Below are 26,788 nucleotides of genomic sequence, written 5' to 3'. Positions count from 1 at the left end.
TGGGCTAAACTTGGACGCCGACTTATAAAACAAGTGCATTTTCATCTGTGATGATGAGGGATGCCTCGCTTTTGATAATACAGACAGGGTAAAATATTTTTTGATCATAGGAGGCTGGAAACATCTAGCAATGACAAAACATGAACTATCACTTAGGGCTGCACAAAGACGTCGATATCGGACATCGCAAGGCTTACTAAGCATAAAGGTAACAAAAATATGAGTGCTTACCAATTGATAAACACAAAACTTTGGCGCTAAACAACAGGCCAATAACCACAACACAATAAAATCATGGTAGCAAACCGTTTTTTTTAATCTATAGCAGAAACGTAAACATCGGAGCAAGGCGGCAGCTGTAACACCGCCATATATGCGACTCCCTGACAAAGTCAGGTCTGTGCCAAAGCGGCAGCGCCACGAGCAATGGCCATGTTGTCGCTACATCTGTCCTAAAATAAGCCACCAAAGGCAAACCATCAAAGACGAGGCATTGATGGCTATTAAAGGATAAAAGTATTAAAACGCTGCTGGTACGGTGCCCATACGCTGCGAGATCGGCTGACTGCGGCCAAGCAAACTGCTATATACCGTCGCGTTTTCCATCACATGCTTGACATAGTTACGAGTCTCAGGAAAAGCTATCGACTCCACATACTGGTCGGCCGCAAGTGAGCCATACACAGGCTGCCAGCGTTTGGCGTTGTTGGGTCCAGCATTATAGCCTGCGGTGGCCAGCACTGGCTGGTAGTTGAGCTTGCCTAAGATATCACCCATATACCATGTGCCATAGCGGATATTGGTATCGCCGCTGTTGGCACGGCTGGCGCTATAGCTCTCGCCCAAATGACGAGCGATATACTTTGCTGTACCTGGCATGATTTGCATCAAGCCGCTTGCACCAACGTTTGAGCGTGCCGACGTCACAAAACGGCTCTCTTGACGCATGATACCATAAGCCCACGCAGGATCGATGCCTGCCGACTGGCTATAGCGTACCACTGCGCTCTGGTGCGGCATCGGATGCGATAGCGCCAGACTGTTTACGCTATCGGTATTATCAATCGCATAAATAGCCCGATCCAGCCAGCCCATGTCATAGGCTTGCTGAGCGGCAGCAATGATGAGGCTGTCATCACGATTGTCTCGGGCCTGCTTGACAGCCCAGTTCCACTCGCGGTTGGCATAGCCCCGACTCGCGTCAGAGTTGTATAGTGCAAATGCACGAGCAAAGTGTGGGTTTTGCATGACGCGGGCGCGCTCTGCGGCGCTGACAGTTGGCAAGTTATTGCCGCCCAAACGGCTGGCATCAAAACGCTGACCGACTTTATCTTTTGCTAGCAGGCCATAGTAATCATTACTCTTGGCGATATTTTGATACATTCTTTTTGCTAGGCCGCGTTTACCTGCATCACTTGATTGCTCATAAGCGCGTGCCAGCCAATATTGCCACTGATTGCTTTTTTGGGTTTCGCCATCCATCTTTGAGATGGCTTCGACTACATCATCCCAGCGGCTAAAGCGAATCGCGGCCATGGCATAGTCTTCGGCTTCTTCAAAGTTAAAGTCATCATCTAAGCTATTGCGAAACCAGTCCACCGCCTCAGCATTAAACCCATCATCGGTATTATGATTCATACGCTGTACCCCAAGGATACGATAGGCGTAGCGGCGGGTTTCGTCATTGAGCAAGCGTGTCGCGCGCTGATTGTCTTGTTTGATATCAAAGTCCAACTGTAGCGCTGCTTCACGATAAGACTTATCGGCGACGCGGCCCAATGCATATAAGTACAAGTATTGATTGGTTTGGCTGGCAGGCTCACGACCAAAACGCGTAAAAAACGCCGATGGGTTGAGCTGAATCTCACTCAACGCCGCATAAGCAATGGGCGTCCCTAATCGCGATGACAAAGCCATGATATCGCCCGTCTTGCCTTTACGTAGCATACGCTTGAGGCGCGCGGCGCGATCTTGGTTGCTAATCAAGGCGTTATTGTTCATCTCCATCGCCAGCTGATCACACAGTGCAGGCTGCTTTTTGGTGGTCAGCCATACATCAGACTTGGCCGCCATGGCACGCATGGTATCACCGCCATTATTAAAACCAAGCGCCACCGCACAGCGCTCAGAGCTATCAGCATTGGTTATCAGATTGGCCACTTGCCGTACAGCGGCATAGTCATTGGCTGCCGCTTTGGTCTCAGCAAAGTCCGCCACCAGCTTTTCGGCCATGACCGTATTAGGATACTGACGGACAAACTGCGCCACCGCCGCCGAGCTTTGTGAGCCCAAATCCAAGTTCATGCGCCAATAAGTCGGGTACATCGCAAACAACCCACCACTCATCAACTGTTCGTAATTATACAGTGCGCTGACATCTCCCCGATCGGCTGCTATCGCCGCCGCCATAAACGAGTCAATGCTATTGTCTTGTTGATAACTGGGTTTTTGCTCAAAGCGGTCATCCTCGCCCCACGTCAGCTCCGCACAAGCAACTTGTGATAGACCAAGCGCACCAAGGGCTGTCGCCATGAAGACGCCAAGCCGCAGCGTACTGGTGGTCAACCGCGATGGGCGGTATTCTCGGCGAACAGAGGCTCTATCCTTGATGCTATGAGCGGCACGCAACTTTGTCATACTGACTCTCTTTATTATGTCTTTATCAATAGGTAAACAGCGGTTTATCACGTACCGCTAGTCGTATGCCACTTATCATACTATACCCGTTGCACTTTCAACCATCACCTTTACCTTTTATTAATAAATACGACAGTACGGTGTAACATAAAAGTGATAGTAAGTGGTGTTATTTTGCAAAGTGGTGATTAGTCGCAGTAAATAATTGATACTGTTAGAAATAACCCACCCTATCGCCGCTTAATGACCCTTGCTAATTTTTCACATTGGCACAGGGTTGTGATAAAATACGCCACCTGTTAATCGGCTACCCTGCTATATTTTAGTCAATCATGGACTTATCCTTATGAGTGTTACTGTATTTAATCCCCGCCTCGATGACGCTAATGTTACCCCAACAACGGCGAGCGCGCCTACCGTTGCGGCACTCAAAGACTCAAGTTCTGCCAGCATATCTGCCGATCAAGCCCCGACCAAAAAAGTCTTTGTTACCACGCAAGGCTGTCAGATGAACGTCTATGATTCTGGCAAGATGCTCGATGTGCTCGGTGATTCACACGGCATGGAGGTCACGCACAACATCGATGAAGCAGACGTCCTGCTGATGAATACTTGTTCTATCCGCGAAAAAGCGCAAGAAAAAGTATTTTCAGAGCTGGGCCGCTGGCGCAAACTGAAAGAAAAACGTCCTGACCTTGTCATCGGTGTCGGTGGCTGCGTGGCCTCACAAGAAGGCGATAATATCCAAAAGCGCGCGCCCTATGTCGACATGGTGTTTGGCCCACAAACCTTGCACCGTCTGCCAGAGCTGTATGACCAATCAAATGAGCAGCGTAATATCGCACCCAAAAACCGTATTGGCACCATTGATGTGTCATTTCCGAGTATCGAGAAGTTTGACTTTTTGCCGGAGCCGCGTGTCGAGGGCTACAAAGCATTTGTCTCTATCATGGAAGGCTGCTCGAAGTATTGCTCGTTTTGTGTGGTGCCTTATACTCGCGGTGAAGAGCTCTCGCGCCCGCTCGATGACGTCTTGGCCGAGATTGACAGTCTTGCCGAGCAAGGCATTCGTGAGATAAACCTACTTGGTCAAAACGTCAATGGCTATCGCGGCGAAAAAGACGACGGCAGTATTTGCCGTTTTGCAGAATTGCTGCACTATGTCTCGCACGTCGATGGTATCGAGCGTATTCGCTATACCACCAGCCACCCGCTGGAGTTTACTGACGATATCATCGATGCCTATGCCAAGCTGCCAGAGCTGGTTTCGCACTTACACCTGCCGGTACAAAGCGGCTCAAATAATATCCTTGCGGCGATGAAACGCAACCACACTATCGATGTCTATATCAATCAGATCAATAAGTTAAAAGCCATTCGCCCAGACATTCACTTATCGAGCGACTTTATCATTGGGTTCCCTGGTGAGACCGATGAAGATTTTCAAGATACATTGAACCTGGCAAAAGCGTTGAACTTTGATCACTCGTACAGCTTTATTTACTCTAAGCGTCCGGGCACACCCGCCGCTGAGCTGCCCGACAATGTGAGCTTTGCCACCAAAAAAGCGCGCTTGGCAGAGTTTCAGAAAGTCATTGTTGAGTCAACGCTAGCCAAGACCCATGAGATGGTCGGCACCACGACGCGTGTCTTGGTTGAGCAAGTGGCCGACCGTCACCCTGATTGCTTGATTGGTACCGCGGATAACACCCGCACGGTGATGTTCCCTTATAATGAGGCACAAATGAACGAGTTACTCGGTAAAATCGTCAGCGTACGCGTGACCGACTTTGTCAGCCCGCACATGGTCAAGGGTGAGCTGGTCGAGGTATTGGCGTAATGTTGCCTGCGTAGATATCAGCCTTCTGCTTCTTAAACGCTCATCAAAAAGCCGCTCTCTACTGAGGTAGGGAGCGGCTTTTTTAGCAGTGGCTAGGGCGTGTCGAACATTCAACCTTGGCAAGGTTAAACCATAAATCCATTCAATACCTCAGCCAATAGTGCCGCTGCAATAAGGATAAATATCACCCCGCAGCCACGGTTGAGCCATGCCAAGCGACTGCCAACATCTAGCCAGCTGGCCAGCTTTTTGCCACCAAGCGTATAGACCATCTGCCAAATCGTCTCACTCAAAAACAGCCCGCAAGTCAGCATAAGATACTGCGGCCATAATGGCGCACTAAAATCGATAAACTTGGGGAAAAAGGCGGCAAAAAACAAAATGGCTTTGGGGTTGGACAACGATACCCATACCCCAGTACGAAATAGCGTCATGTTGCTGGGCGAGGCCTTTACCGCGGCGCTAGAGAGCGAACGCGGCCGAGGCGTGTCGTGCGCGGCTAAGGACGGCAAGCTCTCTGGATAATCGGCCGCCACCTCTTCGCTCATCTCGCGCGCATCATTCATCAAACTTCCTGCACTTGCATCACGCCAAGAGCTTATACCCAAATAGATCAAATAAGCGGCACCGACAGTCTTAATCAGGGTCAGCAGCCACGGCGACTGACGACTAATCACATCGAGCCCCAGTAGCGTCGAGAGTAGCAATAAAAACAGCCCAAGGCTCAGACCCGCCAGCGTCCATAGCGTGCGCTTTACCCCATAGTTCATCCCATACTGAAACGCCAGCAGCATATTAGGACCAGGGGTTGCCGAGATAAAAAACGTACTTGCAAAAAACATCGCAAACAGATGCCAAGACATCAGCCAACCCCTACTTTTTTATAAAAATAACTGAATATACCTAAAACGAAGACACGGAAACACCACCACAAGGACGGTGTATTTTATGCCTACTTATATAAAAAACAAGCGATTTTATGCGTCAGACTCGCTATAGGCGAATCCAAATACATCAGATACGTGGCTGTCAATGAGAGCCAATGAAACGTTGTGTCGTTTTGTTTTTATATCAAATTGACTATATTAGGGCGTGTTGAACATTCAAATGTGGCACTGGCGGCGGCTATTTTTTGCCAATACGCAGTGAAACTTTCGAAGCCTAGTCATTCTAGGATAGACAATTTCGCCATGTATTGGCAAAAAAGAGCCCCGCCCCGAAGGGCTGATGCTAAAATCACCCCAAACGGTGTTGTAAACCTAGCTAAGGCCTCGACATTATCGTCGGTTTACGCCTAGTTTGGTGCGATTTTATCTATCAGCAGTCCTAATATTTGAATGTTCAACACGCCCTAAACTCACGACTGCGATGTAGCACTTGCTAATAACTTTTGCAAAAACGCATCACAGCGCGCCATCTCACTGAGCGCGACAAACTCATCAGCCTTATGCGCCTGCTCGATACTACCAGGACCGCAGATAATCGTCGGAATACCGCTATTAGTAAACTGTCCGCCCTCTGTGGCATAAGCCACTTTGTGACGGCTGTCATCATCGGTGAGCGCCGCTATCAGCGCTTGTAGCTCGGCACTGTCGTTGTCAGTCATCGCAGGCACAGCCTCCATCTGTAGCAGCTCAATGCCGGTATCAGCAGCACGCGCTTGCATCTGCGCGCTCAGCTCTGCGACCTTGGCTTTGATCGGTACCAAGATATCGTCTTGTGTCATGTGCGGCAGGTTACGATAATCAAAGGTAAACTCACACAGATTGGGCACGATATTGGTCGCAGTGCCGCCTTGTATAGTGCCGACAGACAACGTCGAGTACGGCACATCAAACAACTCATCATTGTCATCACGGCCGCTGATCTCGTCTGCCAGCTCATCGACATAACCAATCAAACGGCTGGCATAGCTGATGGCGTTGACACCTTGCGCGGTCAATGACGAATGCGCCGACTGACCATGTACACGGCAACGATAAACCGCGACGCCTTTATGCGCGACAACCATCGTCATGTTGGTCGGCTCGCCGACGATACAATAATCAGGCGTGATACCGCGCGCCTTGAGATCTGCCAGCAGCAATGGCGCACCCAAGCAGCCAACCTCTTCATCAAACGACAATGCCAAATGCAACGGCCGGCGCAATTGACCGGCGTTAGACAACTTTACTGCTTGCGGTAATAGCGTCAGCGCGCAAGCAATAAAGCCTTTCATGTCGCAGGCACCGCGGCCATAGAGCTTATCGCCGCGAATGGTCGCAGTAAACGGTGCTGTCGTCCAGTCCTGCCCCTCCACTGGCACCACATCGGTATGACCAGACAGCACCAGACCATGGTTCACCTCATCAGCGTTTGCCCCAGCAGGTACTGTGACAAACAGATTGGCCTTATCTTTGGCGTCATTAAAGGTCAGATCTACGGTCAAACCCAACTGCTCACAGTACCCTTGCACATCCTCAATCAACGCTAGATTTGAGTGGCGACTGACGGTATCAAAACCAATCAAACGCCTAAGCCAGTCGATACTATCCGTAGGATAGCCAGTGGCGTACGAGTCGTCTTTGAGCTGATCATCACTGTGTAAAGTCATAAAACATCCTTATTATGAGGTACCTGTTACGATACAGGCGTCGTCCCCCTTGAGGTTTAAGAGGGATTATTTTGGTTCATCACATCCACCACAGGCGGCATTGGTTTTGGCAACTTACCTTCTGCTTGTAGCTCTTTGGTGGTTTTTGCATCGATGGCCAATCCAGCGATTAGCGCGATGTCTTTTACTGGTTTGCGCTTGCGAGTTGCAAAGCTCACGGGCACCATCCGCGCAAACTCGTAAATATACAAATAAGACTCTTCGCCGCCCTCAAAGTCCTCATCTTCTGCCAGACGAATCGCCCCAATCTTGGCCAAATCCGATAGCATCTCGTTTTCATCACCACTGATCTGACAGTCAGTGATACCAAAGCCTGTCATAAAACCATTGGCCCACTGTTTCAATGCCATCACACGCTCGTATAGATCGTGTTCGTCATCCGGCAGCAGCGGCATATACGCATAGGCATCGTCTTTGTCCTTGAGCTGAAACACCGTGTCTTCTGCTTCTTCTGTGAGCAAGGTCAGCGCCGCTTCAGGCAGTGGCGCAAAGCTCAGCTCTTCAAACACCTTTGCCCATACTTGCTCGTCAGGCGCGTTACACGCCGTCATCAACCCCGTCATCAGACCATGCACCTCACTGATCGATACGTCATTCCAGTCGTCAAATGCGGTCAGCCACGTATTCCAGCCAGAGATATTGTCATTCATAATAATTGTCCTAGTAAATGGTTGTGACTTATAAAATCAGAAAAATCGCTTATAAAACAAAAAATCAGCTCGATATCACTCATCGCGCTGAGCCAAAAAATACATAGATAAGATTTAGGTATATGTAATTACTTTGTTGATATAGATATTATGCGGTCACCTATGGCATTATTAAATACACAAAACAAAATTCATTCACGCTTACTTGTTAAGGATAAAAACTGACTATGTATGATCAACTTAGAATATTAGAGAAAATGATACTCGACATCAAAAAACAGTATCAGCTTGTCAGTGCTGAACTTAGCAGCCTAAAAAAGCACCCAACCACAGATCCAAAGCAAATCACCGACTTACAAAACAAGCTAAATACCAGCCATAGCGAGCGTGACGGTGCCAAAAAACAACTGAACGATCTAGATAAGCGCTATCAAAGCTTGGCCGAAGCCCATCATATGATCGGTGAAGAACAAGATAAGCTACAAAAGCAGATCAGCCAATTACAACAACAAAACCGTGAATTGCAGCAGCATAATAATGAGCTAAAGCAGCAGTATAGCGATATCAAACAACAAAATAGCGAATTACAGAAAAAGAACCAGTTGGCAGCAGAGCGTACTCAAGTTGTCCTCAAACGCCTCACGCGTATCGACCAAGCCGAAGGTTAGAGTCTTGTTGATCGCTGTAATAGCTGATACCCCCATTTACTGACCCATATATTGTAGGATTTATCATGACTGATGACCATACCAATGCCGCAAACAAGTCGCCTAAGCAAGCAGGATCTAACGCCTCCAAAGCCCCTGCCAGCCCAAATTCGGCAAGCGCTGCCAGCAAGCCTGTGACACCCGAGTCCCAAGTCAAAAAAGTCGACATTGTCATCGCGGGCGTAACCTACCCCATTTACTGTCCGATCCATGAGCAAGAAGAGCTACTGTCTGCCGTCTCCTATATCAATAACTACGCGCTGGATCTCAGACGCGAGGCACCCAGCCTGAGCCAAGAAAATCTGCTGGTGCTGTGCTGCCTTAATTTGTATGAAAAAATCCATGCCAATCAAAGAAGCGAAGAGGATCGCCTGCAGCAAGATAAACAGTCTGAGGCGCTACTCAAAAAGATCTTGAAAGACGCCCAATCTATTTTGTAGGCCAGCGTGTCTTTTGGCCTGTTTGATAGATAGGTTAAAAAGAAAGTTTATGAGTAAATAAAAAAGCGCTTGGCTCTATAAGCCAAGCGCTTTTTTGATACACTTTTTGATACTATGGCTAGCCGCCATTATGCATTAGGATCATATACCTTGCCTGCATGATAGTCTGCCTGATGCTCGTAATTGCAAAAAAACAAAACGTTACTATCCGTCTCCATACTGCCAGCACTTGGCTGTGCAGTATTTGCCGTGACAGATGCAGGCTTGGTTTCGAGGACACCGCGGTACTCAGCCAAACTATTGCCACAAAAATCACAGGTGCGCGGTGTGACCACATCGCCTTTTTGCGGCATCATGCTTTTGGGTGGCCGCGGATACATAAACTTATAAAAGGCCCACATCACAGCCCAGATGATGAGAATCACAATAATCACAGCAAACACGGCGGTGCTCCTTTGAAGATGGGTTCAGACATGATAAATGCAGCGCGGCAGCATCGCCCAAAAAGCTGGCAATATAAGGCCAGCTTTTTTATGGGCTAAATAGGCTGGTAGATGCAATATAAACCAGCAAAAACAGGCCGGGAACCTTTGACTATAACAGATATAGTCGTTACTAACTAAAAAAGATACACGGTATAAACTCGCTAGACTGGTATAAATTTCCTTGCGTTCGGTGCTGCGCCGACGGGTGCGGCAAAAATTTATCCCAGTCTCGCTGTATTCTTTTATACTGACCTGACTATATCTTAGCGACAACGGGCACTATAGCTGTAATTCACTGATATCAGCCACGGTCAAAAACAGCGCTCGTACTTGCTTGAGCAGCGCCAAGCGGTTGTTTTTTAGCGCCGCATCTTCACTGTTGACCATAACATCAGCGAAAAACTGGGTCAAAGGCGCATCCAGACTTGCCAGCGTTTGCAAGACTTGCGTATAGTCAGCGGTTTCTAGCAAAGGTTTGACCGCTGTTTTCGCTTGTTGGACAGCCTGATACAATTCTTGCTCAGCAGGTTCAGACAATAGCGCCTCGTCGACGTTATCTGCCACGCTGACCTCTGACTTGGCCAATATATTTGCCACCCGCTTGTTTGAATCGGCAAGTTTTTCAGCTTGAGCCAGCTCACTAAACGCTTGTACCGCACGAATACGCTGATCAAAATCCAGCGGCATATGCGGCTGGATCGCTTGCACGGCTTGGATGGTATCGACGCTCACGCCCTGCTCGGTGTACATCGCCCGATAGCGAGAATTTAAGAAGCCCATCACTTGGGTAAAAGTATCACCCATTTTGGCAATCTTACTGCCATCGCTGGTGCTATAGCCTTTAACCGCTTGCTCAACCAAAACGGCAAGATTGATCGGTAGCTGTTTTTCGATCAAGATACGCAAAATACCAATGGCCGAGCGGCGCAGACTAAACGGATCTTTTGAGCCGGTAGGTGCTTGGTCAATGGCAAAAATACCGACCAGCGTATCCAAACGATCAGCCAATGCCAGACAGATACCAATCGGTGTCTGCGGCAACACATCACCGCTAAACTTCGGCAAATACTGCTCTTGCAGGCTGTCCGCGACTGCCGCAGGCTCACCATTTAAGCGTGCATAGTAGGTTCCGGCGATACCTTGCAACTCCGGATACTCACCGACCAGCGAGCTTGCTAGATCAGCTTTGGACAAGATGGCAGCGCGCACGGTGTCTTCGACCTCGATATCGTGGCCTTGCTGCTGCATCAAGGTGGCGATAAAGGCAGCAAGCTTGGCGATACGCTCAGACTTTTCCCAAATCGTACCGAGCTTGTCTTGGAAAACGCGAGTCTTTAAGCTCTCGGTCAAAGCAAACAGTGGCTGTTTTTGATCTTGCAAAAAGAAAAACTCGGCATCAGCCAAGCGCGGCCGCACGACTTTTTCGTTGCCTTCGATGATTTGATTCGGGTCTTTTGACTCAATATTGGTGATAAAAATAAAGTACGGTTGCAACTTACCTGCTTTATCGGTTAAGCAAAAATACTTTTGATCCGCTTGCATGGTGGAGATTAGCGCCTCTTGCGGCACTTGCAAAAAGCGCGGCTCAAAGCTTGCTCTAAGCGCAATCGGGAAATCAACCAGCGCGGTCACTTCATCTAGCAACTCTTGCGGTACGATGGCGTCGGCATTGACTTCATCGGCCAGTGCTTTGACTTGGTTTTTGATGAGCATTTGACGCTTATCAAAATCGGCCACCACTTTTAGATCCGTTAGCAGCGACTCGTAGTCGGTAGCATGAGCAATTTTATGATAGTCAGGGCTGTGGAAGCGGTGACCACGGGTTTGGTTGCTGGTTTGATGCCCTTGGATAGTGGCATCAATCACCGCATCGTCTTGCATCAAGACTGCCCACTGTACCGGACGCACAAACTCATCACGGCTGCTACCTGAGCGCATACGCTTGGCAATTGGCAGACTATCTAATGCCGTCTGAAAGATACTCGGTAGCAGCTCTGTGGTCGCTTGACCGTGAATGGTCTGCTCGTAGCCGACATAATCCCCTTTATCGGTATTAATCGTTATCAGCTCGCTGGCTTCAATCCCTAAACCCTTAGCAAAGCCCATCGCTGCACGGGTTGGGTTGCCATCGCTATCAAACGCTGCTTTAATCGCAGGGCCACGTTTTTGTTCGGTACGATCAGGCTGCTTATCGCTAATTCCTGTGATCTGAATCGCCAAACGGCGCGGTGCGGCAAAGGACTTGATGGCATCAAAACTGATATCGGCGTCATTTAGTTGCTCGGTGACACTCGTTTGCAAGGCATCGCGTAGCGGTTTTAGGCTTTTTGGAGGTAGCTCTTCACACCCCAGTTCAAATAAAATAGTACTCATGGGATGCTCCTATTTGTCGTTGGTAGATTGGTGGTGGTTGGTGACAGCTTTATCGCCTGTCACATCGTCTGCTGCCGCGTCTTCTTCTGGTGCTTTTGGTAGATACTTATCGAGCGCTGCTTGGCGATGTTCTTCATCAGCCAACGGGAAGCCAAGCTTGGCACGCGCTTCAACATAACCAAAGGCCACTTTGCGCGCCAAGGTACGGACACGCAAAATAAAGCGCTGACGCTCCGTCACAGAAATGGCGCCACGAGCGTCCAGTAGGTTAAAGGCGTGAGAGGCTTTGAGTACCATCTCATAGGCTGGCAGCGGCAGTCCTTCGGCCACAAGCTTATCGGCCTGCTGCTCATAAAAATCAAACATCTGCCCCATCATCGGCACATCGGCGTGCTCAAAGTTATAAGTGGACTGCTCCACTTCGTTTTGATGAAAGACATCGCCATAGGTCACACGGCCAAACTCACCATCCGCCCAAACCAAATCATAGACGCTATCGACGCCTTGTACATACATCGCTAGACGCTCAAGACCGTAAGTAATCTCACCGGTGACTGGAAAGCACTCAATGCCGCCCACTTGCTGAAAATAGGTAAACTGCGTGACTTCCATACCGTTTAGCCAAATCTCCCAGCCCAGTCCCCACGCCCCAAGCGTTGGCGACTCCCAGTTGTCTTCGACAAAACGCACGTCATGAACCAGCGGATCGATACCGATGGCGCGCAGTGAGTCCAAATACAGCTCTTGGATATTGGGCGGATTGGGCTTGAGCACCACTTGAAACTGGTAATAGTGCTGCAAGCGGTTTGGGTTGTCACCGTAGCGGCCATCTGTCGGGCGGCGTGATGGCTGCACATAAGCGGCATTCCAGCGCTCAGGGCCAAGCGAGCGCAAAAACGTCGCCGTATGAAAGGTACCGGCACCGACTTCCATATCGTAAGGCTGCAAGACCACGCAGCCTTTGTCAGCCCAATAGTTTTGTAAAGTGAGAATTAAATCTTGAAAAGTCATCGGTTGAGCATCTTTTTTTGCTGTCATCGAAGTTGTCGCTTGAGATGTCATAGTTTGGGTTTTCATAGCAAAGCCACTGTGGAATTAGTATTATTGAATAAAACGTTGATAGCACTCGTAGCACCTATATGGCAACGACTCTATTTGCCTGCTCACCTTACTAAAAATTGACCATTTTATCCATATTTACCGCAACTAAATTTATGCTACCTATCCAAATACCGTGCGCTATGCCCCATATCAAATGGCATTGAGGGTATTTATGTCTATCAAGCAGCGTAGATATAGCACGCAAACAAACCCTATACCCGTCGCACCTCTCAACTTATAACCATTTTTTCAATTGACCATATAGTCGATGCACTCTAAGAAGAACATAGCGCTACTGGGATGAATTTTGCGCAGCCTCTGGGAACGCAGCACGCAAGTAAAATTTATACCAGTAGCGCGTTTAAGTTTATATAACAGTTTTATTTTCAATTGACCATAAAGGCAAAAACAAAAAAAATACCCAAATGCGTGAGCATCTGGGCAGGAGGAAAAGTATGTCGCTGGTATCCTGATGGGTCAGGCTTTTTGTTTTTTTAGTAACGCTTACTTGGTGACGCTTGTTTTTTGATACAGATTTTAATATAAGTTTTAATGCAAGCAAAGCTGGGTAACGAATCGTTTGTATGTCAATCTATGAAATATCAGCCTATTGGGCGCTACTGATAAGACTCATGAGTGGCTTTTGGCATGATAATCCATAAAATAATATAAATTAAGATACCTGGAACCGCCGCACTCAGTGAAGATACAATCACAAACAACAATCTTACCCAAGTAGGCGACCAACCGACGTATTCTGCAATACCGCCCATCACCCCTGCTATCATACGATTGTTTTGCGAGCGATGTAATTTTGCTAATTTAGCCAAATCCAATACCTCTCTATTTTATATTTTCTATTTCTTATTATTCCAACCTAAATAAAAGACCGCGATTCTGCCTTTTATTCTTTGCATTATATTTTTTATCTTACGTCTTTTAGCGTCTTTTAGTTAGGCTTAATCTGTAGTCTTTCTAACTTACAAATCAGTATAGCAACTATTTTCTTATGGTCTGTTGAATATGTACCAGTGCTTTGTGAATTTATGCTACCTAAGCTTGCCCTAATCTATCCTAACTGCCTGTAAACTACTGATTTTAAATAATTATTTCAAAATGTTTCAAAAATGGGTTTGTTGCCAAAACCTTACTTTCACTGCCTACCTACTCTAAAATACCAAGCACAATCAACCAGATACGCTTATATGATTTTTCTGGTTATACTGATGATTGTATCTATAGGTTTATAGGCAATCCGATATCAGAATAATACAGCGAGATGACAAGTCGTTTTTTGCAGCCTCTGTGATAACAGTACACAAGGAGAATTTGTACCAGTTGCACGTTCATAGGAGCGTATCGATTTTATTTTAAACTGACGATACCCTAGCCATATTGTTTTATCACCGCTTAACGCCTGTTTAATAAAAACAACCTTTATCAGCGCTTGTTTACAATAACCTACCTGCAAATCGACCAAAACCTTTATACCATGCAGATTGTCTTACTTTTATAAAAACGCTTACTAAAAAACCAACAAGGATTGCTATGTACGATACGGGGTTGATGATTGGTCATTTTGAACCACTACATTTGGGGCAAATGCGCAGTATGTTGGAGGCCGCAGGGCAAGCTAAAATACTGCATATCGTCATCACAGCACACCCGACGCCGCATCCAGACTTTAGTATTACGCTACAAGATAAGGCACGCTGGCTACAGATGGCCTGTGCTGACCTGCCTTTTATTCATATTCATACCACCCATGAGATTGCCCTGCCGCTTCATGATAGCTTTGATGAAGTGCACATCGACATCCCAGCCAGCAATGCCAAGCTGCATCGTCTGAGCCAAGCGCTCGCGTTGCCTGCAGAAGCGGTGCTGTTTGTGGCACAAAACCATCCTTTAGCCAAATCCCATATCACAGAACACCTGCAGATGCCCGTGGTGACGACGGCGCTACAGCCAGCGTTTGACTCTTATGCCATCGCTCGCGATCCTATCGCCCATTGGTCAGCGATTCACCCTCAAGCGCGCAGTGATTACACAAAGACGGTCGCGATCGTCGGCGGTGAAAGCTCAGGGAAAACAACCTTGGTACATAAGCTTGCCAACTATTATGGCGCAAGCTTTGCGTTAGAGATGGGACGTTTATACATCGGTACGGACTTGGGTGGTAGCGAGATTGGGCTGCAGTACAGTGACTATGGCCCCATCGCCCTCAATCATGCTCAGGCGATTCGAGAGGCCGCAGCCGTAGCGACTGCCCCTGTGACCATTGTCGATACTGATTTTGTGACCACGCAGGCGTTTTGTGAAGAGTACGAAGGTCGCAGCCACCCGTTTGTGGCCGCATGTATTGATGAGCTTCGCTTGGACCATACCATCATGCTAGACAACAATACGCCATGGGTAGATGACGGCATGCGCTCACTGGGCACCCCTGAGGCACGCGGGCGCTTTGAGCAGCGGCTGGTCGATATCTTTACCCGCCATGGTATCGATCCGCATTTGATCGATGCGCCTGATTATGATGCTCGCTATCGGCAAGCGTTACGTTTTATCGATCGACATGTCTATAACAAAAACCAATAACAAAGCGCGGTGAGTCAACGCCAAATAAAAAACAGATAAAGTAAAAGACAGATGAAGTAAAAGACAAGCAAAGTAAAAATACAGAATAAAAACAGCATATTATAAAAGAAGTGGCTTGTAAAAGAGTCAAAACCACAACAGTCAAACAAGCCGCTCCCAACATTTATTTTAGGAAAAACCTATGCGTATTCAGCTATTAGACAATATCACTGGTAAGTGGGCCATGCAGTGGATCATCACTTGGTTTATCTGCGGCGTGATTGCTTTATCAGCAGGCTTTTGGTTGACCACCGATCATACTACCCTAGATTGGTTTTATTTGGCGGTGTCCTTTATCGGCTTGATTTGTGTGGTATCGCTATCATTTCGCAAAAACGTCTTGGGCAATGGCTTTGGCATGGCCGCCACTGCAGGTGAAGTGGTGGTGCAGGCAACCTCGGGCGCGGTGGGTTTGATGCTGGCGCCTCTGTTTAACTTTTTTACCCATGTCTATGGTATTTTTTATTGGTCAAAGCACACCGACCCTGACGGCGACATGATACCCAAGTCTGCCAGCAAAGCCGTTTGGCTGATTACCATTGCCTTTATTGTGATTGGGCTGGCGCTATTTCCTACCGTCAACGACCTTTTAGCCAGCTATGGTTATGCGGTGGTTGAAGACGAAAACAGTCTATTTTTAGGCTTTATTTCTTTTTTTTGGATCAATGTCCTCGCCTTTGTGCTCTCGATCACCGCCCAAGCCGCCATGATTTTGCGCTATTCGTTTAACTGGTGGCTGTGGATTATCGTCAATTTTGTTTGGCTCATTGTCAATCTTATGTCTGGCAACTACATTTTTGCCATTCAGACCATGATCTATCAAGTCAACTCCTTTATCGGTCTGTATGAATGGCATCGTAGCGAGAGAAGCTAATATACTGAAATAATAGGGCTTAGATGACTTAGATGTATGGCTTAGACGCTTTTGATAAACCCTATCGCATCTAGGATAAAGCTGACAGACCTGACAGACCTGACAGACCTGACAAACTAAAGAACCGCCATAAGAAAGCCAAAAACGAGAGAAATGCTCAGCGCTGACTGAACCGTCTATCAGATACTATGGTAGAGAAGTCCAATTAGTGCTACAAATGATACTAGAGGCGCTCTGATGTGGGAGAGGAGTGTCGTATCTTAATGACTAACAAGGAGGTTAGTATGTCTCGTCGTCCGCCCCGCATGTCAAAACGCACACTTGAGCAGTGGCTCAGTGAGTATTCTGTCAGCCACCAAAACCTAATCAACAAAAAAATCCATTGGCTCTGCGTGCCGACCATCTTTGTCAGTTTGCTTGGGATGGGTATGTCGCTATCCGTTTGGTTTACCTTAGTGCTTAGTGCCTTGGTCTTGCTATTCTACATGCGTTTGTCCACGCCGTTATTTTTGGCGATGGGCATGTTTATCCTTATCTGCCTGTCTGTCATGACCTTACTACCGTGGGGCTTTAAGGTCTGGGCAGGTGTCTTTGTTGTGGCTTGGATTGGGCAGTTTATCGGTCACAAAATCGAAGGCAAAAAACCCTCATTTTTTGAAGATTTACAGTTTTTATTAATCGGCCCTGCATGGGTGGCCAATAGCCTGATGGGTAACAAAAACAATAGCTAACCATCCGGTGGAGCGCATTATGTGCTCAGGATTGGTATTCTGACGGTTTTTATACCTGTTCTTTTCGTTTATATGGTTTTGTCTTTATGCCATCAAAGCTGTACGACGATAAATCACTTGATTTCTTCATCCTAAAAAAGCGCCACCCATGAGCTGGATGGCGCTTTTTTGGTTTTTTATCTCTCATATTACCGAGCTTTGGTGCTTATTTACCAAACACCTTCATACGCTCCTCTACTGGCTTAAACTCTTTATCACCAGCTGGCTGCTCGATGGCACCAAATACCATCTGCGCGTTTAGCTCCCAATCATCAGCGATATTCCAAGTATCGGCAACCTGCTGATCGATCACTGGATTATAATGCTGCAAGTTAGCGCCAACATCGATGCTTGCCAATGCCGTCCAAATCACGTACTGATGCATGGCGCTGGTCTGATGTGCCCAGATTGGGAATTTGTCCGCATATAAAGGGGCCGCTTCTTGCATACTTCTGACCACACCTTTGTCTTCAAAAAACAATATCGTACCAGCACCGGCCTTAAAGCCTGCGATTTTATCTTTTGTACCTTGGAATTTCTCGTCGTCACCCACGATGACCTTCAAGGTCTCTTCGGTGATGTCCCACAGTTTTTTATGGTCCTCATCGAACAAGACAACGATACGGGCTGACTGAGAGTTGAAGGCGGAAGGCGTGTGCAAAATAGCGTGCTCTACCAATTTTACAATCTCATCCTTAGAGACTGGTAGTTGATCGCTCAAGGCATAGATAGAGCGGCGTTTTTCGGCAAGATTTTGTAAAGTGGTTAGGTCTGACATAATAGGACTCCGTCGAGTTAAATATTTAGGTTGTATATAAAGTATGTGTTTTAAAAGATAGTAAAAATAGTAAAACTTGCTTGATCGTCATTCGATTGTAAAAGCAACACCGACCGATCTATATTCAAATTTTGTAAAAAATCTTCACAATAACGTGAACTATAAAAGATAAATTAACAATTCGTATTGTCAAATCATCCTTTAAAACCGTCAGGCAGCGCTGGAGCGGGCAGACGTTTCATATCAGAGTCGACATTACCAAAGCGCTCATGGCCGTTGTTCCAATCGATGATAGACTGCTCAATTTCTTCTTTATTATCAGCGACAAAGTTCCACCACAGCAGCACTTGATTGTTTAAGGGCTCACCGCCGATAAACATCACCCGTGTGCCTTTTTTGGCGACCAGCTTGATGCTTTCGTTATTTTCGACATCACTATCGTGGAAGCGAAATAGCTGATCTTGCTCACAGATTTTGCCTTCAGACTCGATCTGCCCTTCACTGACTAAGATACCGTATTCAAAACCAGGCTCTAGAGTTAGGGTGACCTCGCCATCCTCTAGCCAGTACACATCGATACCGACCATTTTGGAGTACTGTATCGTTGGCGCTTCGTAGCGCTCGCCTGTGACGCTGGTGTAGTTGCCCGTGGTCAATATCATCTCTACATTATTTTCCGTCCACGTCGGTAGCTCTGGATAATGATGAAAACCGCGCTCGATTTTTTGGTCTGTCGGTAGAGCAATCCACAGCTGCACCATACTCAGCGCGCGCGCCGCATCTGGCGAACCGCCCGTATCCGGAAAGACACTTTGCTCGGTATGACTGATGCCTTGCGTCAACCCTGTACCTGCGGTCATGACATTGACTTGGTTTTTGGTAATTACTTGCTCGTTGCCCAAGCTGTCTTTGTGCAGCACTTCGCCATCTAACATCCAGCTAAAGGTTTGCAAATTGGTATGCGGATGACGACCCACTTGCATACCAGCCTCACCGTCCTCAAACTCAGCAGGACCTGCATGATCCAAAAAGCACCACGCACCGATCGGTTTTTTGCCGGTATTAGGTAACAGACGGGCGATAGGAATACCGCCAACATCGGCCAAACGCGGCTCTAGGGTTTTAATACTCATGACTCACCTCTTATTATCAACTTATCAATGATATGTGTTATCTGGTGTCAAAGATGATGACCATAGCGCCGCCACCTTTTAAAGCGCCTAAAAGCTCATAGGTACTTCCATGACAAGGACTTTAGCGTCTTCAGCGACATCCATCGTAAAACTTTTAGTATCCCAAACACCAAGACCATCGCGGGTATCTAAAGTGTTACCGTTTACCACAACCTGACCACTAATGACAAAGACATACACGCCGTTGTTAGGGTCTTTTAAGTCATAGGTCTGTGTCACACCTTTGTCAAAGTCACCGATGCTAAACCACGCATTTTGATGAATCCACACGCCAGCATCGTCGGCATTTGGTGACAGCACTTGGTTAAACTCATTTGGCTGCAGGATGTCATCCATACGCAACTGCTGATAGCGCGGCGTGACATTCATTTTGTTTGGAATGACCCAAATCTGTAAAAACTTTACAGGCTCATTGGCATCGCCGTTCATCTCACTATGAGTGATACCTGTCCCTGCCGACATCACTTGTATTTCGCCCGTTTCGATGATGCCTTCGTTGCCGATATTGTCGCCATGACCGAGCTTGCCCGATAACGGGATACTGATGATTTCCATATCACGATGTGAGTGTCTGCCAAAACCTTGACCACCGATGACAAAATCATCGTTGATGACACGTAGCGCGCCAAAACCCATACGCGCTGGATTGTGATAGTTGGCAAAGCTAAACGTGTGACGGCTTTTGAGCCAGCCGTGGTCGGCATCGCCGCGAGAGTCTGCTGCATGATAGATAGTTTGCATAATAAATCCTTATATCGTCGTACGTTAACTGGTTTAACACTGCTCATTAACGCGCTTGTCTAAGTAATGATGCTATTATAATTGTTGTCTTATCATAGATAAACAAAGCCAATCGCAAATAACTATTATTATATTTAGAACAATAAAAACTACTGATATTGATGCTGACGTTAATACAAACATAACAGAAACATCAGCATAAACTGTTAGCATGACTAATATTAGCCAATTTAGGTTAAGTTAAGTTTATAAATGTGTCATCAAATATATTCGCCATACAAGGAGCGCAACCATGTCGGACGATGCAAAAAAACAGCCGCTACAGTACGAGCTGGTCGATAATACAGATGAAAAACGCTTTGAGATGCATATCGATGGTCACATCGCGTTTGAAGACTATGATTTTTTTACCACAAGTACCGGTGAAAAAGGCATTGAATACAAACATACCGAAGTGCCAGAAGCGCTGGGCGGACGCGGTATTGCAGGCTATTTGGTCAAGACCATCTTAGACGACGCTGCCGCCAAAGGCTTACGCGTCAAACCCACCTGCCCTTATGTCAAAGCGTATATCGACAAACATCCAGAATACCAAGACAACTCGGTGTTTCATAACGCTGCGCCATAGAGTTTAGGGCATAGTTAATCTTTTTTTAAATAGATATCGTCCTACTGGTATAAAGTGTGCCAATGTTAGGTCGGATTGACTATGTTAAAAACCGTCTATAAAACCAAAAACGCCATGCTAAATAACATGGCGTTTTTTTAGGTGTGGCGGCGGGTAGTGCTAGTGCAGAGTGCCAAATGGGTTTGGCGCTTAGAGTCTTAGCCTATATTTTGTAAAAAGCTTTTGTCACGAGCCAGCCATGCTAAATACAGCACAGGCAATACAAATAGACCGACAGCCCAGTAGCTTAATTTGACATAAAGCAGTGCACCCAATAACGCACCAATGACAAAACTGCTCACTAGCGCTGAGCTATGCGCAAGTTTTTTGGCGTTATCGAGTGTTCTATTGGCAAGATAATCTGATAGATGAATGCCTAACTGAGTGGTATTACCCGTCATCAGCACCGTTGGACTCATATGTTTGATGACGGTTTTGCTGGCTGTATTGCGAATCGCCAAGGCCGTCAAACCCAAGCCGCCGGTAACCGCAACGGTGATACTATTGCCATCCGTAAACGGCTGGAAAGACAATCCTGCTATCATAAACGCGGTGAGAAACACCGCCTCTGCCAGTAGCAAATGAGTCAGTATCAGCCGCTGCTGACGACTATTATCGATATAGACTTTGGTCACAACGACCGTCAAAACAAATAGCGGCACAGAAGCCAGCTTGATCCACAGGCCGTCCTCGCCTTTGACCAAACCACTGCCTGCCAATACCAAGTTGCCTGTGACATGAGCGGTAAAAAACCCAAAAAGGGTGATAAAACCGATGGTATCAATCGCACCGCCGACCACCGTCAATAACACAGGCGCACGGTAGCGCTGCCAAAAGCTCGGCGACTTAGCAGTTGTACTAAGCACCCGTACGTCCTACATTATTGCTATCTGCGTCGCGGCTGTCGGCCATGGCGGCAAATTCAACAAACGCTTCGACGAATTTTTGCAGATATTTTTGGGTACGCTCACTGACACTACCGTCTTCATTTAGACTGTCGGTCGCTCGGCTTAGATGTACCTCAGGGCGGATCATCATTTGTGCCGAGAGCATCTGCATGCTTTTACGGACATCGAGCCCACTGTTGATACCGCCATAGCTACTAGGAGATGCCGTCATCACAGCGACTTTTTTATCCGTCCATATGCTTTGTTTATACGGGCGCGAGGCGATGTCGATGACGTTTTTGAGTGCCGCTGGCATCGTGCGATTGTGCTCGGGCGTGACGATCAGCACCGCATCCGCGGCCTTTAATTGCTGTCGGACGCGCTCGTAGCTGTCGATTGTGGTCCCATCATAGTCTTGATTATAAAGCGGCAAATCAGCGATATTGACTTCGTTTATCGTAACACCTGACGGCATTTGCGACACGACATATTCGGCAAACTTACGATTGATAGAATCTTTACGCAAGCTACCGATGATAAGAGCAATGGTTATTGATTCGCGCATAACAACTCCTTATAACAAACCGTTTATCAATGATGACTAAATGACAGCTCACAAAAAAGACATTGGCTGCTTGCATCATCATACTATACCGCGCTTTTATATCTCTTTTCTTAACGCTAAACTGCCAATTTAAGCGCTAAACGTAAACGATAAGAACTCGCGCTCGGCTTATCTTTTATGATCGATTGAATAGGCACCTGGGCCATGAGCAAATATCAGTAAAAAACCACCCGCCATCGCGATGTTTTTCATAAATGGGTTCATTTGCGACTCATCGAGCCAAAACTGATGAAACATCAGCGCTGATATAATATTGAACCCTACAAACAATAAAGCGATCAAGCGCGCTTTAAACCCCAACAAAATAGCGATACCGCCAAATAGCTCTAGCGCGATGACCAATGGTAACAGCATACCAGGCACGCCCATTGACTCCATATAACCTTGGGTTGCCGCATAGCCTGTGATCTTGGTAAAGCCTGAAAAAATAAAGATCATCGATAAAAACAGACGACCAATCGGGGCACTAACTTCTTGTAATTTGTCCATGATAACTCTCCAATATGATAAATCTGGCCAATATGATAAATCTGGTAACATGAAATCCTGCTTAAGCACCACATCTTATTTAAAAGATTTTTTTACCTTTAAGCTGTTTCATTAAGTAACCGCTATATTGTAGTCGTTGCTTATAGGTAGATAAACCATGATAATTACAAATATAAGTTCTGATTATCAGAACAACTATCCGTATAATTCTGCATAACGATAGTAGCGGCTTTCTCTATTTATACAGCATACAAGCGTTACAAAAAGCAACGAAGAGACACATTTATAATAGACAGTAGCGCTCAAATCTCCTATTTTTTTGCTAAACTTAACCATAACATCTATAAGCACTACTTAACGGAAATAGATGAGAAAACGTTAAGCCAATGCGCTCTTTGCTCTACCACAATTCTCGATCACAAATAAGGATAATGAACCATGATGCTCCCTTCTATCAAACAAGCCAATCGTGTCCTCGCCTTCGCTGCTATCAGCGCCCTTGGCATGATGAGCACTGTCGGTCAGGCAGCGACCTATGAGCTGGACCCTAAGCATACCGCGGTGCGCTTTTTTGTCGATCATTTTGGTACATCGACCAATGCTGGTGGCTTTTATAACCTCTCAGGCATTCTTGAGTACGCACCCAAAGAGCAAAAAGGCTTTATCGGTATCACCATTCCGATGGGCAGCTTGAGCACAGGTCTCAAAGAGTTTGATGGTCATTTAAAATCTGCGGATTTCTTTAATATCAAAGAGCATCCAACCGCTTATTTTAAATCTACCAATTGGCAGTTTGATGGTAATAAAGTCAAATCAGTCACAGGTGACTTAACACTGCTGGGTCAGACGCATCCTGTGACGCTGACAGCCACTAAGTTTAACTGCTATGACAGCCCACTGCTAAACGCTGAAGCGTGCGGCGGCGATTTTGAAACCACCATCGACAGAACCAAGTGGGGTCTCAATACTTATACCGATGGCGGTATGATGAAAAACATCAAACTGGTCGTTCAGGTAGAAGGCAGTAAAAAGGCCGATCTCAAGTAACGACGGCTTCTCTTATAAAGATCAGATAGTTGATCATAGGTAAAACAGATACACGATATGTACTACAATTAAGCTGAGTTTTTAACTCAGCTTTTTTTCTGGTATAAAGATCTTAATAAGCACTGTTGGCGTTTATATAGTCGAACCCAAATAAGTCAGCTACATAACTATCATGATGCGGCAGAATAATAAAAGGACAATTAGGATGGGACAGCTAGAAGATATGGCAATGTTTGTACGCATTGTCGAAGCGGGCAGTATCACCAAAGCTGCCGAGCAGCTCAATATTGCCAAATCAGCCGTCAGCCGCCGCTTAAAGGAGCTAGAAACTCGCCTCGGCAGTCAGCTGATCAGCCGCACCACGCGCCAGTCCAATTTGACGCAAGCAGGTGAGCAGTATTATCAACAGGTGATGCATATACTCAGTGAAGTAGATGCGCTCAATGAGCAAACCAGCGGCGCGCCCACTCGCATCGAGGGCACCTTAAAAATGACGGCACCGCTGTCTTTTGGCTTGATGCACCTCAACGCGGTGATTGATGAGTATGCCAATCTACATCCCAACCTAAGTTTTGAGCTGGACTTTTCTGATCGGCATGTCGACTTGATCGAAGAAGGCTATGAGCTGGCCATCCGTATCAGAGAGTTACAAGACTCGAGCTATCAGGCCAAGCGTTTGGCGCTGATTCGTTATGCTCTCTGCGCCAGCCCTGACTACCTGAGAAAAATGGGCACACCTAAGACCTTGGCTGACTTGGCGACCCATGAGTTTTTACAATACGGTCTGAGCAAAACCAGTCATTTAGAGCTGACGGACGCTCAAGGCAAAAAGCACAACCACACTATCGATGCCAAAATAAAAGCCACCAATGGCGAGTTTCTAGTCGATTTGGCAGTAAAGGGACATGGCATTGTGTTTATACCGACTTTCATCGCCTATCAAAGGCTGGCTCGCGGCGAGCTGGTGCCGATCCTACCCCAGTATCAACTGCCGACACTCAGTGCTTATGCCGTGTATCCAAAAAACCGTTTTTTATCACAGCGCTGTCGCTATCTGATTGATTTTATTGCCGAGCGGTTTGGCGACGACCCGTATTGGGATAATTTTTCTGAAAGGCTTATACAAACTTAGCCGTCTAGCAAAATTGCTATAAACCTTAAAACAATACTGCTAGTATTATCTAACGATATCCATCCGTCATAAGGAGATGCATTATGGATTTATCATCGTTAGGTATCAAGACCATCCACGAGTTTGATGATATTCATCAAAGCCCATTACCCCAAGAGCGCCTAAAGGCCGCGCGCAAACAAGCAAGCGCGTTTCGAGAGCGCTTGATGTCTGAGCCGCCGGTGCAGTTTTATCAAAGCGCCGATATGGTCAGAGTGCCCTATCCCACGTGGTACGCCTACAGCGGCGTCTACACCCAAAGCACGTATAAATTCCCCTACATCCATATCTTGAACCGTATTTTTATCATTCAGTATCATGACTTTTTGGGCGAGCTAAAAACCCTGCTGTTCTCTCCTTCTGATATCGAAGCGGATCGTGAAACGCCTTTTTTTAAGCGTTTAACGGATAAAATGCCGAACTGGTCACCGCTCGAAAATGTGGTCGCGCCTGTCATTCGTGATGTGGCAGATGCCCTCGCAGAGGTGGGCCTCATGCCCGAAGACGTGGATTATATCAGCTATGATCATCTACACACTCAAGACATCCGCCGCTGGCTCGGTACTAAAGGCTCGGGCAAAAAAGACCAAGCCGCCTACTTCCCTAATGCAAAGATTCTGGTGCATGAGCGTGAGTGGCAAAGCGCCAGTGCTTTATTGCCCGTACAAGCAGACTGGTATTGCCCTAATGGCATCGATGGCATCGACCCTGACAAGGTGATTCAATTTACCGGTAGTATCCAATTGGGTGAAGGTCTGGCGCTGGTACATACCCCAGGCCATACTGAGGGCAACCACTCACTCGTCGCCCGCGTGCCCGATGGCATCAGAGTCACCTCAGAAAACGGCGTGGGCGCAGACGCTTATGCGCCAATGTGCTCGACCGTCAACGCCATCCGCCGTTATGCAAAAGAGACCGGTATGGAGGTTATCTTAAACGGCAACACCCTAGAAGGCAGTAACGAGCAATATATCTCCATGGTCATCGAAAAGACCATCGCAGGCCCCTCCCAAAACCCCGACTTCCCTAACTGTGCTTCGAGCAGTGAAGCGACGCCCTATTGGCTAATTCCTGGTCATAAAGTCAGTCACCTGATCGGTGAGGCCAGCTTTGGTACACTACAAGCGGGCTCGATGAAACATAACGCCGCACAAAAGGCAGGTGCCTGATGCGTTATTTCACCGACAAGACCATATATATCACTGGCGCTGCTTCTGGTATCGGCTTTGAGAGTGCCAAGCAGCTTATCAAGCAAGGCGCGCACTTAGTATTGTTTGATGTGCAGCCGCTTGATGATGCCTTATCGGCGTTACAAGGGCTAAATAAGCACAATGCCTCAATCAGCACCTATGAGCTGGATGTCACTGATGCTGAGATGACCTGTACAAAAATTGCTACCGCAGCGGCTCAGTGCCCACCAGATATTTTGATGCATTTTGTGGGTATCACAGGTCCATGGACGTTTGATAAGATGAGTCAAGCACAGTTTGAACGCGTGATGCACATCAACTTATTTGGCACGCGCAACGTCCTTGCGGCGGTGCGGCCGTTTTTGGAGCGTGGCGATCAGGTCATGGTCACCGCTTCTATGTCGTCGTTTACAGGCAGTTATGGCTATAGCTCTTATAGTGCTTCTAAATTTGCCATTTGGGGCATGATGCAGTCACTAAACTACGAATGGAAACCGCTAGGCATTGATATCACAGTCTTTGCACCGCCGCCGATCGACACACCGCTGACCCAGTCTGAGGTCGGCGTCATGGATGCAGCAGGCGTCGGTATGAAAAAACTGGCAGGCGAATTAAATATCGAAGAGGCAGTCAAATCCATGCTAAAGGGTGTGGAAAACCGATCGTTTTTAGTGGTGCCAGGCGTGATGGCAAACCTCATCAGGCTGCAGCTGCGTTTTTTTCCAGTCAGCTGGGTCAATTGGATAGGCAACAAGGCGGCAGCGTTTTCGGCCAAAAAATAATAGCTAAGTAAAAAGAATACAATGATGCAGCCTGCTAATGAGTCCTGAGTCACA

At 47.0% G+C, this 26,788-nt stretch carries 25 protein-coding genes; 11 read left to right on the top strand and 14 right to left on the bottom strand.

The genetic code is table 11. The annotated features are described in order from the left end of the window. Positions 1-519 precede the first annotated feature (519 nt). A complete protein-coding gene (locus AADH33_RS02330) occupies positions 520-2,637 on the bottom strand; it encodes a lytic transglycosylase domain-containing protein (RefSeq protein WP_348549432.1) in 2,118 nt (705 codons plus the stop codon). A 346-nt stretch (positions 2,638-2,983) separates the two neighbouring features. Between AADH33_RS02330 and miaB the strand changes: the two genes are divergently transcribed. Beyond that, positions 2,984-4,477, top strand: coding sequence for a tRNA (N6-isopentenyl adenosine(37)-C2)-methylthiotransferase MiaB (gene miaB, locus AADH33_RS02325; RefSeq protein ID WP_348549431.1), 1,494 nt, complete (start codon positions 2,984-2,986; stop codon positions 4,475-4,477). Positions 4,478-4,602: 125 nt separating this feature from the next. Here miaB and AADH33_RS02320 read toward each other — a convergent pair whose 3' ends face one another. From AADH33_RS02320 to AADH33_RS02310, 3 genes are all read right to left on the bottom strand, one after another. Beyond that, a complete protein-coding gene (locus AADH33_RS02320) occupies positions 4,603-5,340 on the bottom strand; it encodes a LysE family translocator (RefSeq protein ID WP_348549430.1) in 738 nt (245 codons plus the stop codon). A 494-nt stretch (positions 5,341-5,834) separates the two neighbouring features. After that, positions 5,835-7,070: an acetylornithine deacetylase gene (gene argE / locus AADH33_RS02315; protein ID WP_348549429.1), complete on the bottom strand. Its 1,236-nt coding sequence runs from the start codon at positions 7,068-7,070 to the stop codon at positions 5,835-5,837. Between the two features lie 56 nt (positions 7,071-7,126). Next, on the bottom strand, positions 7,127-7,780 hold the full coding sequence (locus tag AADH33_RS02310) for a UPF0149 family protein (RefSeq protein ID WP_348549428.1): 654 nt from the start codon (positions 7,778-7,780) through the stop codon (positions 7,127-7,129). 227 nt (positions 7,781-8,007) lie between these two features. Here AADH33_RS02310 and AADH33_RS02305 point away from each other — a divergent pair, with 227 nt between their 5' ends. Together AADH33_RS02305 and AADH33_RS02300 are read left to right on the top strand one after the other, a co-directional pair. Further along, positions 8,008-8,448: a hypothetical protein gene (locus AADH33_RS02305; RefSeq protein ID WP_317053327.1), complete on the top strand. Its 441-nt coding sequence runs from the start codon at positions 8,008-8,010 to the stop codon at positions 8,446-8,448. Positions 8,449-8,513: 65 nt separating this feature from the next. Beyond that, a complete protein-coding gene (locus AADH33_RS02300) occupies positions 8,514-8,927 on the top strand; it encodes a cell division protein ZapA (RefSeq protein WP_348549427.1) in 414 nt (137 codons plus the stop codon). 128 nt (positions 8,928-9,055) lie between these two features. Here the strand turns inward: AADH33_RS02300 and AADH33_RS02295 are convergent, their stop codons facing one another. The 4 genes from AADH33_RS02295 to AADH33_RS02280 all read right to left on the bottom strand — a co-directional run bounded on the left by AADH33_RS02295 (position 9,056) and on the right by AADH33_RS02280 (position 13,716). Next, on the bottom strand, positions 9,056-9,370 hold the full coding sequence (locus AADH33_RS02295; protein WP_341534381.1) for a hypothetical protein: 315 nt from the start codon (positions 9,368-9,370) through the stop codon (positions 9,056-9,058). A gap of 321 nt (positions 9,371-9,691) precedes the next feature. Continuing rightward, positions 9,692-11,785 carry a glycine--tRNA ligase subunit beta gene (glyS, locus tag AADH33_RS02290; RefSeq protein WP_348549426.1) on the bottom strand — a complete coding sequence of 698 codons (2,094 nt, stop codon included), beginning with the start codon at positions 11,783-11,785 and terminating at the stop codon, positions 9,692-9,694. 9 nt (positions 11,786-11,794) lie between these two features. Continuing rightward, positions 11,795-12,796 carry a glycine--tRNA ligase subunit alpha gene (glyQ, locus tag AADH33_RS02285; protein ID WP_348549935.1) on the bottom strand — a complete coding sequence of 334 codons (1,002 nt, stop codon included), beginning with the start codon at positions 12,794-12,796 and terminating at the stop codon, positions 11,795-11,797. 707 nt (positions 12,797-13,503) lie between these two features. Next, on the bottom strand, positions 13,504-13,716 hold the full coding sequence (locus AADH33_RS02280) for a PspC domain-containing protein (RefSeq protein WP_348549425.1): 213 nt from the start codon (positions 13,714-13,716) through the stop codon (positions 13,504-13,506). A 718-nt stretch (positions 13,717-14,434) separates the two neighbouring features. Here AADH33_RS02280 and nadR point away from each other — a divergent pair. From nadR to AADH33_RS02265, 3 genes are all read left to right on the top strand, one after another. Further along, entirely contained in the window at positions 14,435-15,481 is a 1,047-nt protein-coding gene (gene nadR, locus AADH33_RS02275) for a multifunctional transcriptional regulator/nicotinamide-nucleotide adenylyltransferase/ribosylnicotinamide kinase NadR (protein ID WP_348549424.1), read from the top strand. 181 nt (positions 15,482-15,662) lie between these two features. Further along, positions 15,663-16,394, top strand: coding sequence for a nicotinamide riboside transporter PnuC (pnuC, locus tag AADH33_RS02270; protein WP_348549423.1), 732 nt, complete (start codon positions 15,663-15,665; stop codon positions 16,392-16,394). Between the two features lie 284 nt (positions 16,395-16,678). Beyond that, on the top strand, positions 16,679-17,125 hold the full coding sequence (locus AADH33_RS02265; RefSeq protein WP_348549422.1) for an Mpo1 family 2-hydroxy fatty acid dioxygenase: 447 nt from the start codon (positions 16,679-16,681) through the stop codon (positions 17,123-17,125). A 205-nt stretch (positions 17,126-17,330) separates the two neighbouring features. Here the strand turns inward: AADH33_RS02265 and AADH33_RS02260 are convergent, their stop codons facing one another. The 3 genes from AADH33_RS02260 to AADH33_RS02250 form a co-directional block, all read right to left on the bottom strand. Next, positions 17,331-17,942: a nitroreductase family protein gene (locus AADH33_RS02260; RefSeq protein WP_207970281.1), complete on the bottom strand. Its 612-nt coding sequence runs from the start codon at positions 17,940-17,942 to the stop codon at positions 17,331-17,333. 194 nt (positions 17,943-18,136) lie between these two features. Then, a complete protein-coding gene (locus AADH33_RS02255) occupies positions 18,137-19,075 on the bottom strand; it encodes a pirin family protein (RefSeq protein WP_348549421.1) in 939 nt (312 codons plus the stop codon). 87 nt (positions 19,076-19,162) lie between these two features. Further along, positions 19,163-19,876 carry a pirin family protein gene (locus tag AADH33_RS02250; protein ID WP_075100424.1) on the bottom strand — a complete coding sequence of 238 codons (714 nt, stop codon included), beginning with the start codon at positions 19,874-19,876 and terminating at the stop codon, positions 19,163-19,165. Positions 19,877-20,168: 292 nt separating this feature from the next. Between AADH33_RS02250 and AADH33_RS02245 the strand changes: the two genes are divergently transcribed. After that, on the top strand, positions 20,169-20,504 hold the full coding sequence (locus tag AADH33_RS02245; RefSeq protein WP_348549420.1) for a GNAT family N-acetyltransferase: 336 nt from the start codon (positions 20,169-20,171) through the stop codon (positions 20,502-20,504). Between the two features lie 197 nt (positions 20,505-20,701). Here the strand turns inward: AADH33_RS02245 and AADH33_RS02240 are convergent, their stop codons facing one another. The 3 genes from AADH33_RS02240 to AADH33_RS02230 all read right to left on the bottom strand — a co-directional run bounded on the left by AADH33_RS02240 (position 20,702) and on the right by AADH33_RS02230 (position 22,544). Further along, positions 20,702-21,409 (bottom strand): YoaK family protein, encoded by a 708-nt coding sequence (locus tag AADH33_RS02240; RefSeq protein WP_348549419.1) that lies wholly within the window; start codon positions 21,407-21,409, stop codon positions 20,702-20,704. Next, complete coding sequence (locus tag AADH33_RS02235; protein WP_348549418.1) at positions 21,402-21,995, bottom strand: NADPH-dependent FMN reductase; 594 nt, start codon at positions 21,993-21,995, stop codon at positions 21,402-21,404. Before AADH33_RS02235 ends, AADH33_RS02240 begins: the two co-directional genes overlap by 8 nt. Positions 21,996-22,163: 168 nt before the next feature. Beyond that, positions 22,164-22,544, bottom strand: coding sequence for a DoxX family protein (locus AADH33_RS02230; RefSeq protein WP_348549417.1), 381 nt, complete (start codon positions 22,542-22,544; stop codon positions 22,164-22,166). A 438-nt stretch (positions 22,545-22,982) separates the two neighbouring features. On the opposite strand from AADH33_RS02230, the gene AADH33_RS02225 reads away from it, so the two are divergent. The 4 genes from AADH33_RS02225 to AADH33_RS02210 all read left to right on the top strand — a co-directional run bounded on the left by AADH33_RS02225 (position 22,983) and on the right by AADH33_RS02210 (position 26,734). Beyond that, positions 22,983-23,591 carry a YceI family protein gene (locus AADH33_RS02225; protein WP_243456370.1) on the top strand — a complete coding sequence of 203 codons (609 nt, stop codon included), beginning with the start codon at positions 22,983-22,985 and terminating at the stop codon, positions 23,589-23,591. 205 nt (positions 23,592-23,796) lie between these two features. Beyond that, complete coding sequence (locus AADH33_RS02220; protein ID WP_348549416.1) at positions 23,797-24,723, top strand: LysR family transcriptional regulator; 927 nt, start codon at positions 23,797-23,799, stop codon at positions 24,721-24,723. Positions 24,724-24,806: 83 nt separating this feature from the next. Then, a complete protein-coding gene (locus tag AADH33_RS02215) occupies positions 24,807-25,931 on the top strand; it encodes a hypothetical protein (RefSeq protein ID WP_348549415.1) in 1,125 nt (374 codons plus the stop codon). Then, positions 25,931-26,734 carry an SDR family NAD(P)-dependent oxidoreductase gene (locus AADH33_RS02210; protein WP_348549414.1) on the top strand — a complete coding sequence of 268 codons (804 nt, stop codon included), beginning with the start codon at positions 25,931-25,933 and terminating at the stop codon, positions 26,732-26,734. Before AADH33_RS02215 ends, AADH33_RS02210 begins: the two co-directional genes overlap by 1 nt. Positions 26,735-26,788: the final 54 nt, after the last annotated feature.

This window comes from Psychrobacter sp. KFRI-CH2-11 (genome assembly GCF_038239325.1).
Lineage (GTDB): Bacteria > Pseudomonadota > Gammaproteobacteria > Pseudomonadales > Moraxellaceae > Psychrobacter > Psychrobacter celer.
The sequence above is the reverse complement of the archived record's forward strand: the minus strand, read 5'-3'. Positions and strand labels throughout refer to the sequence as shown.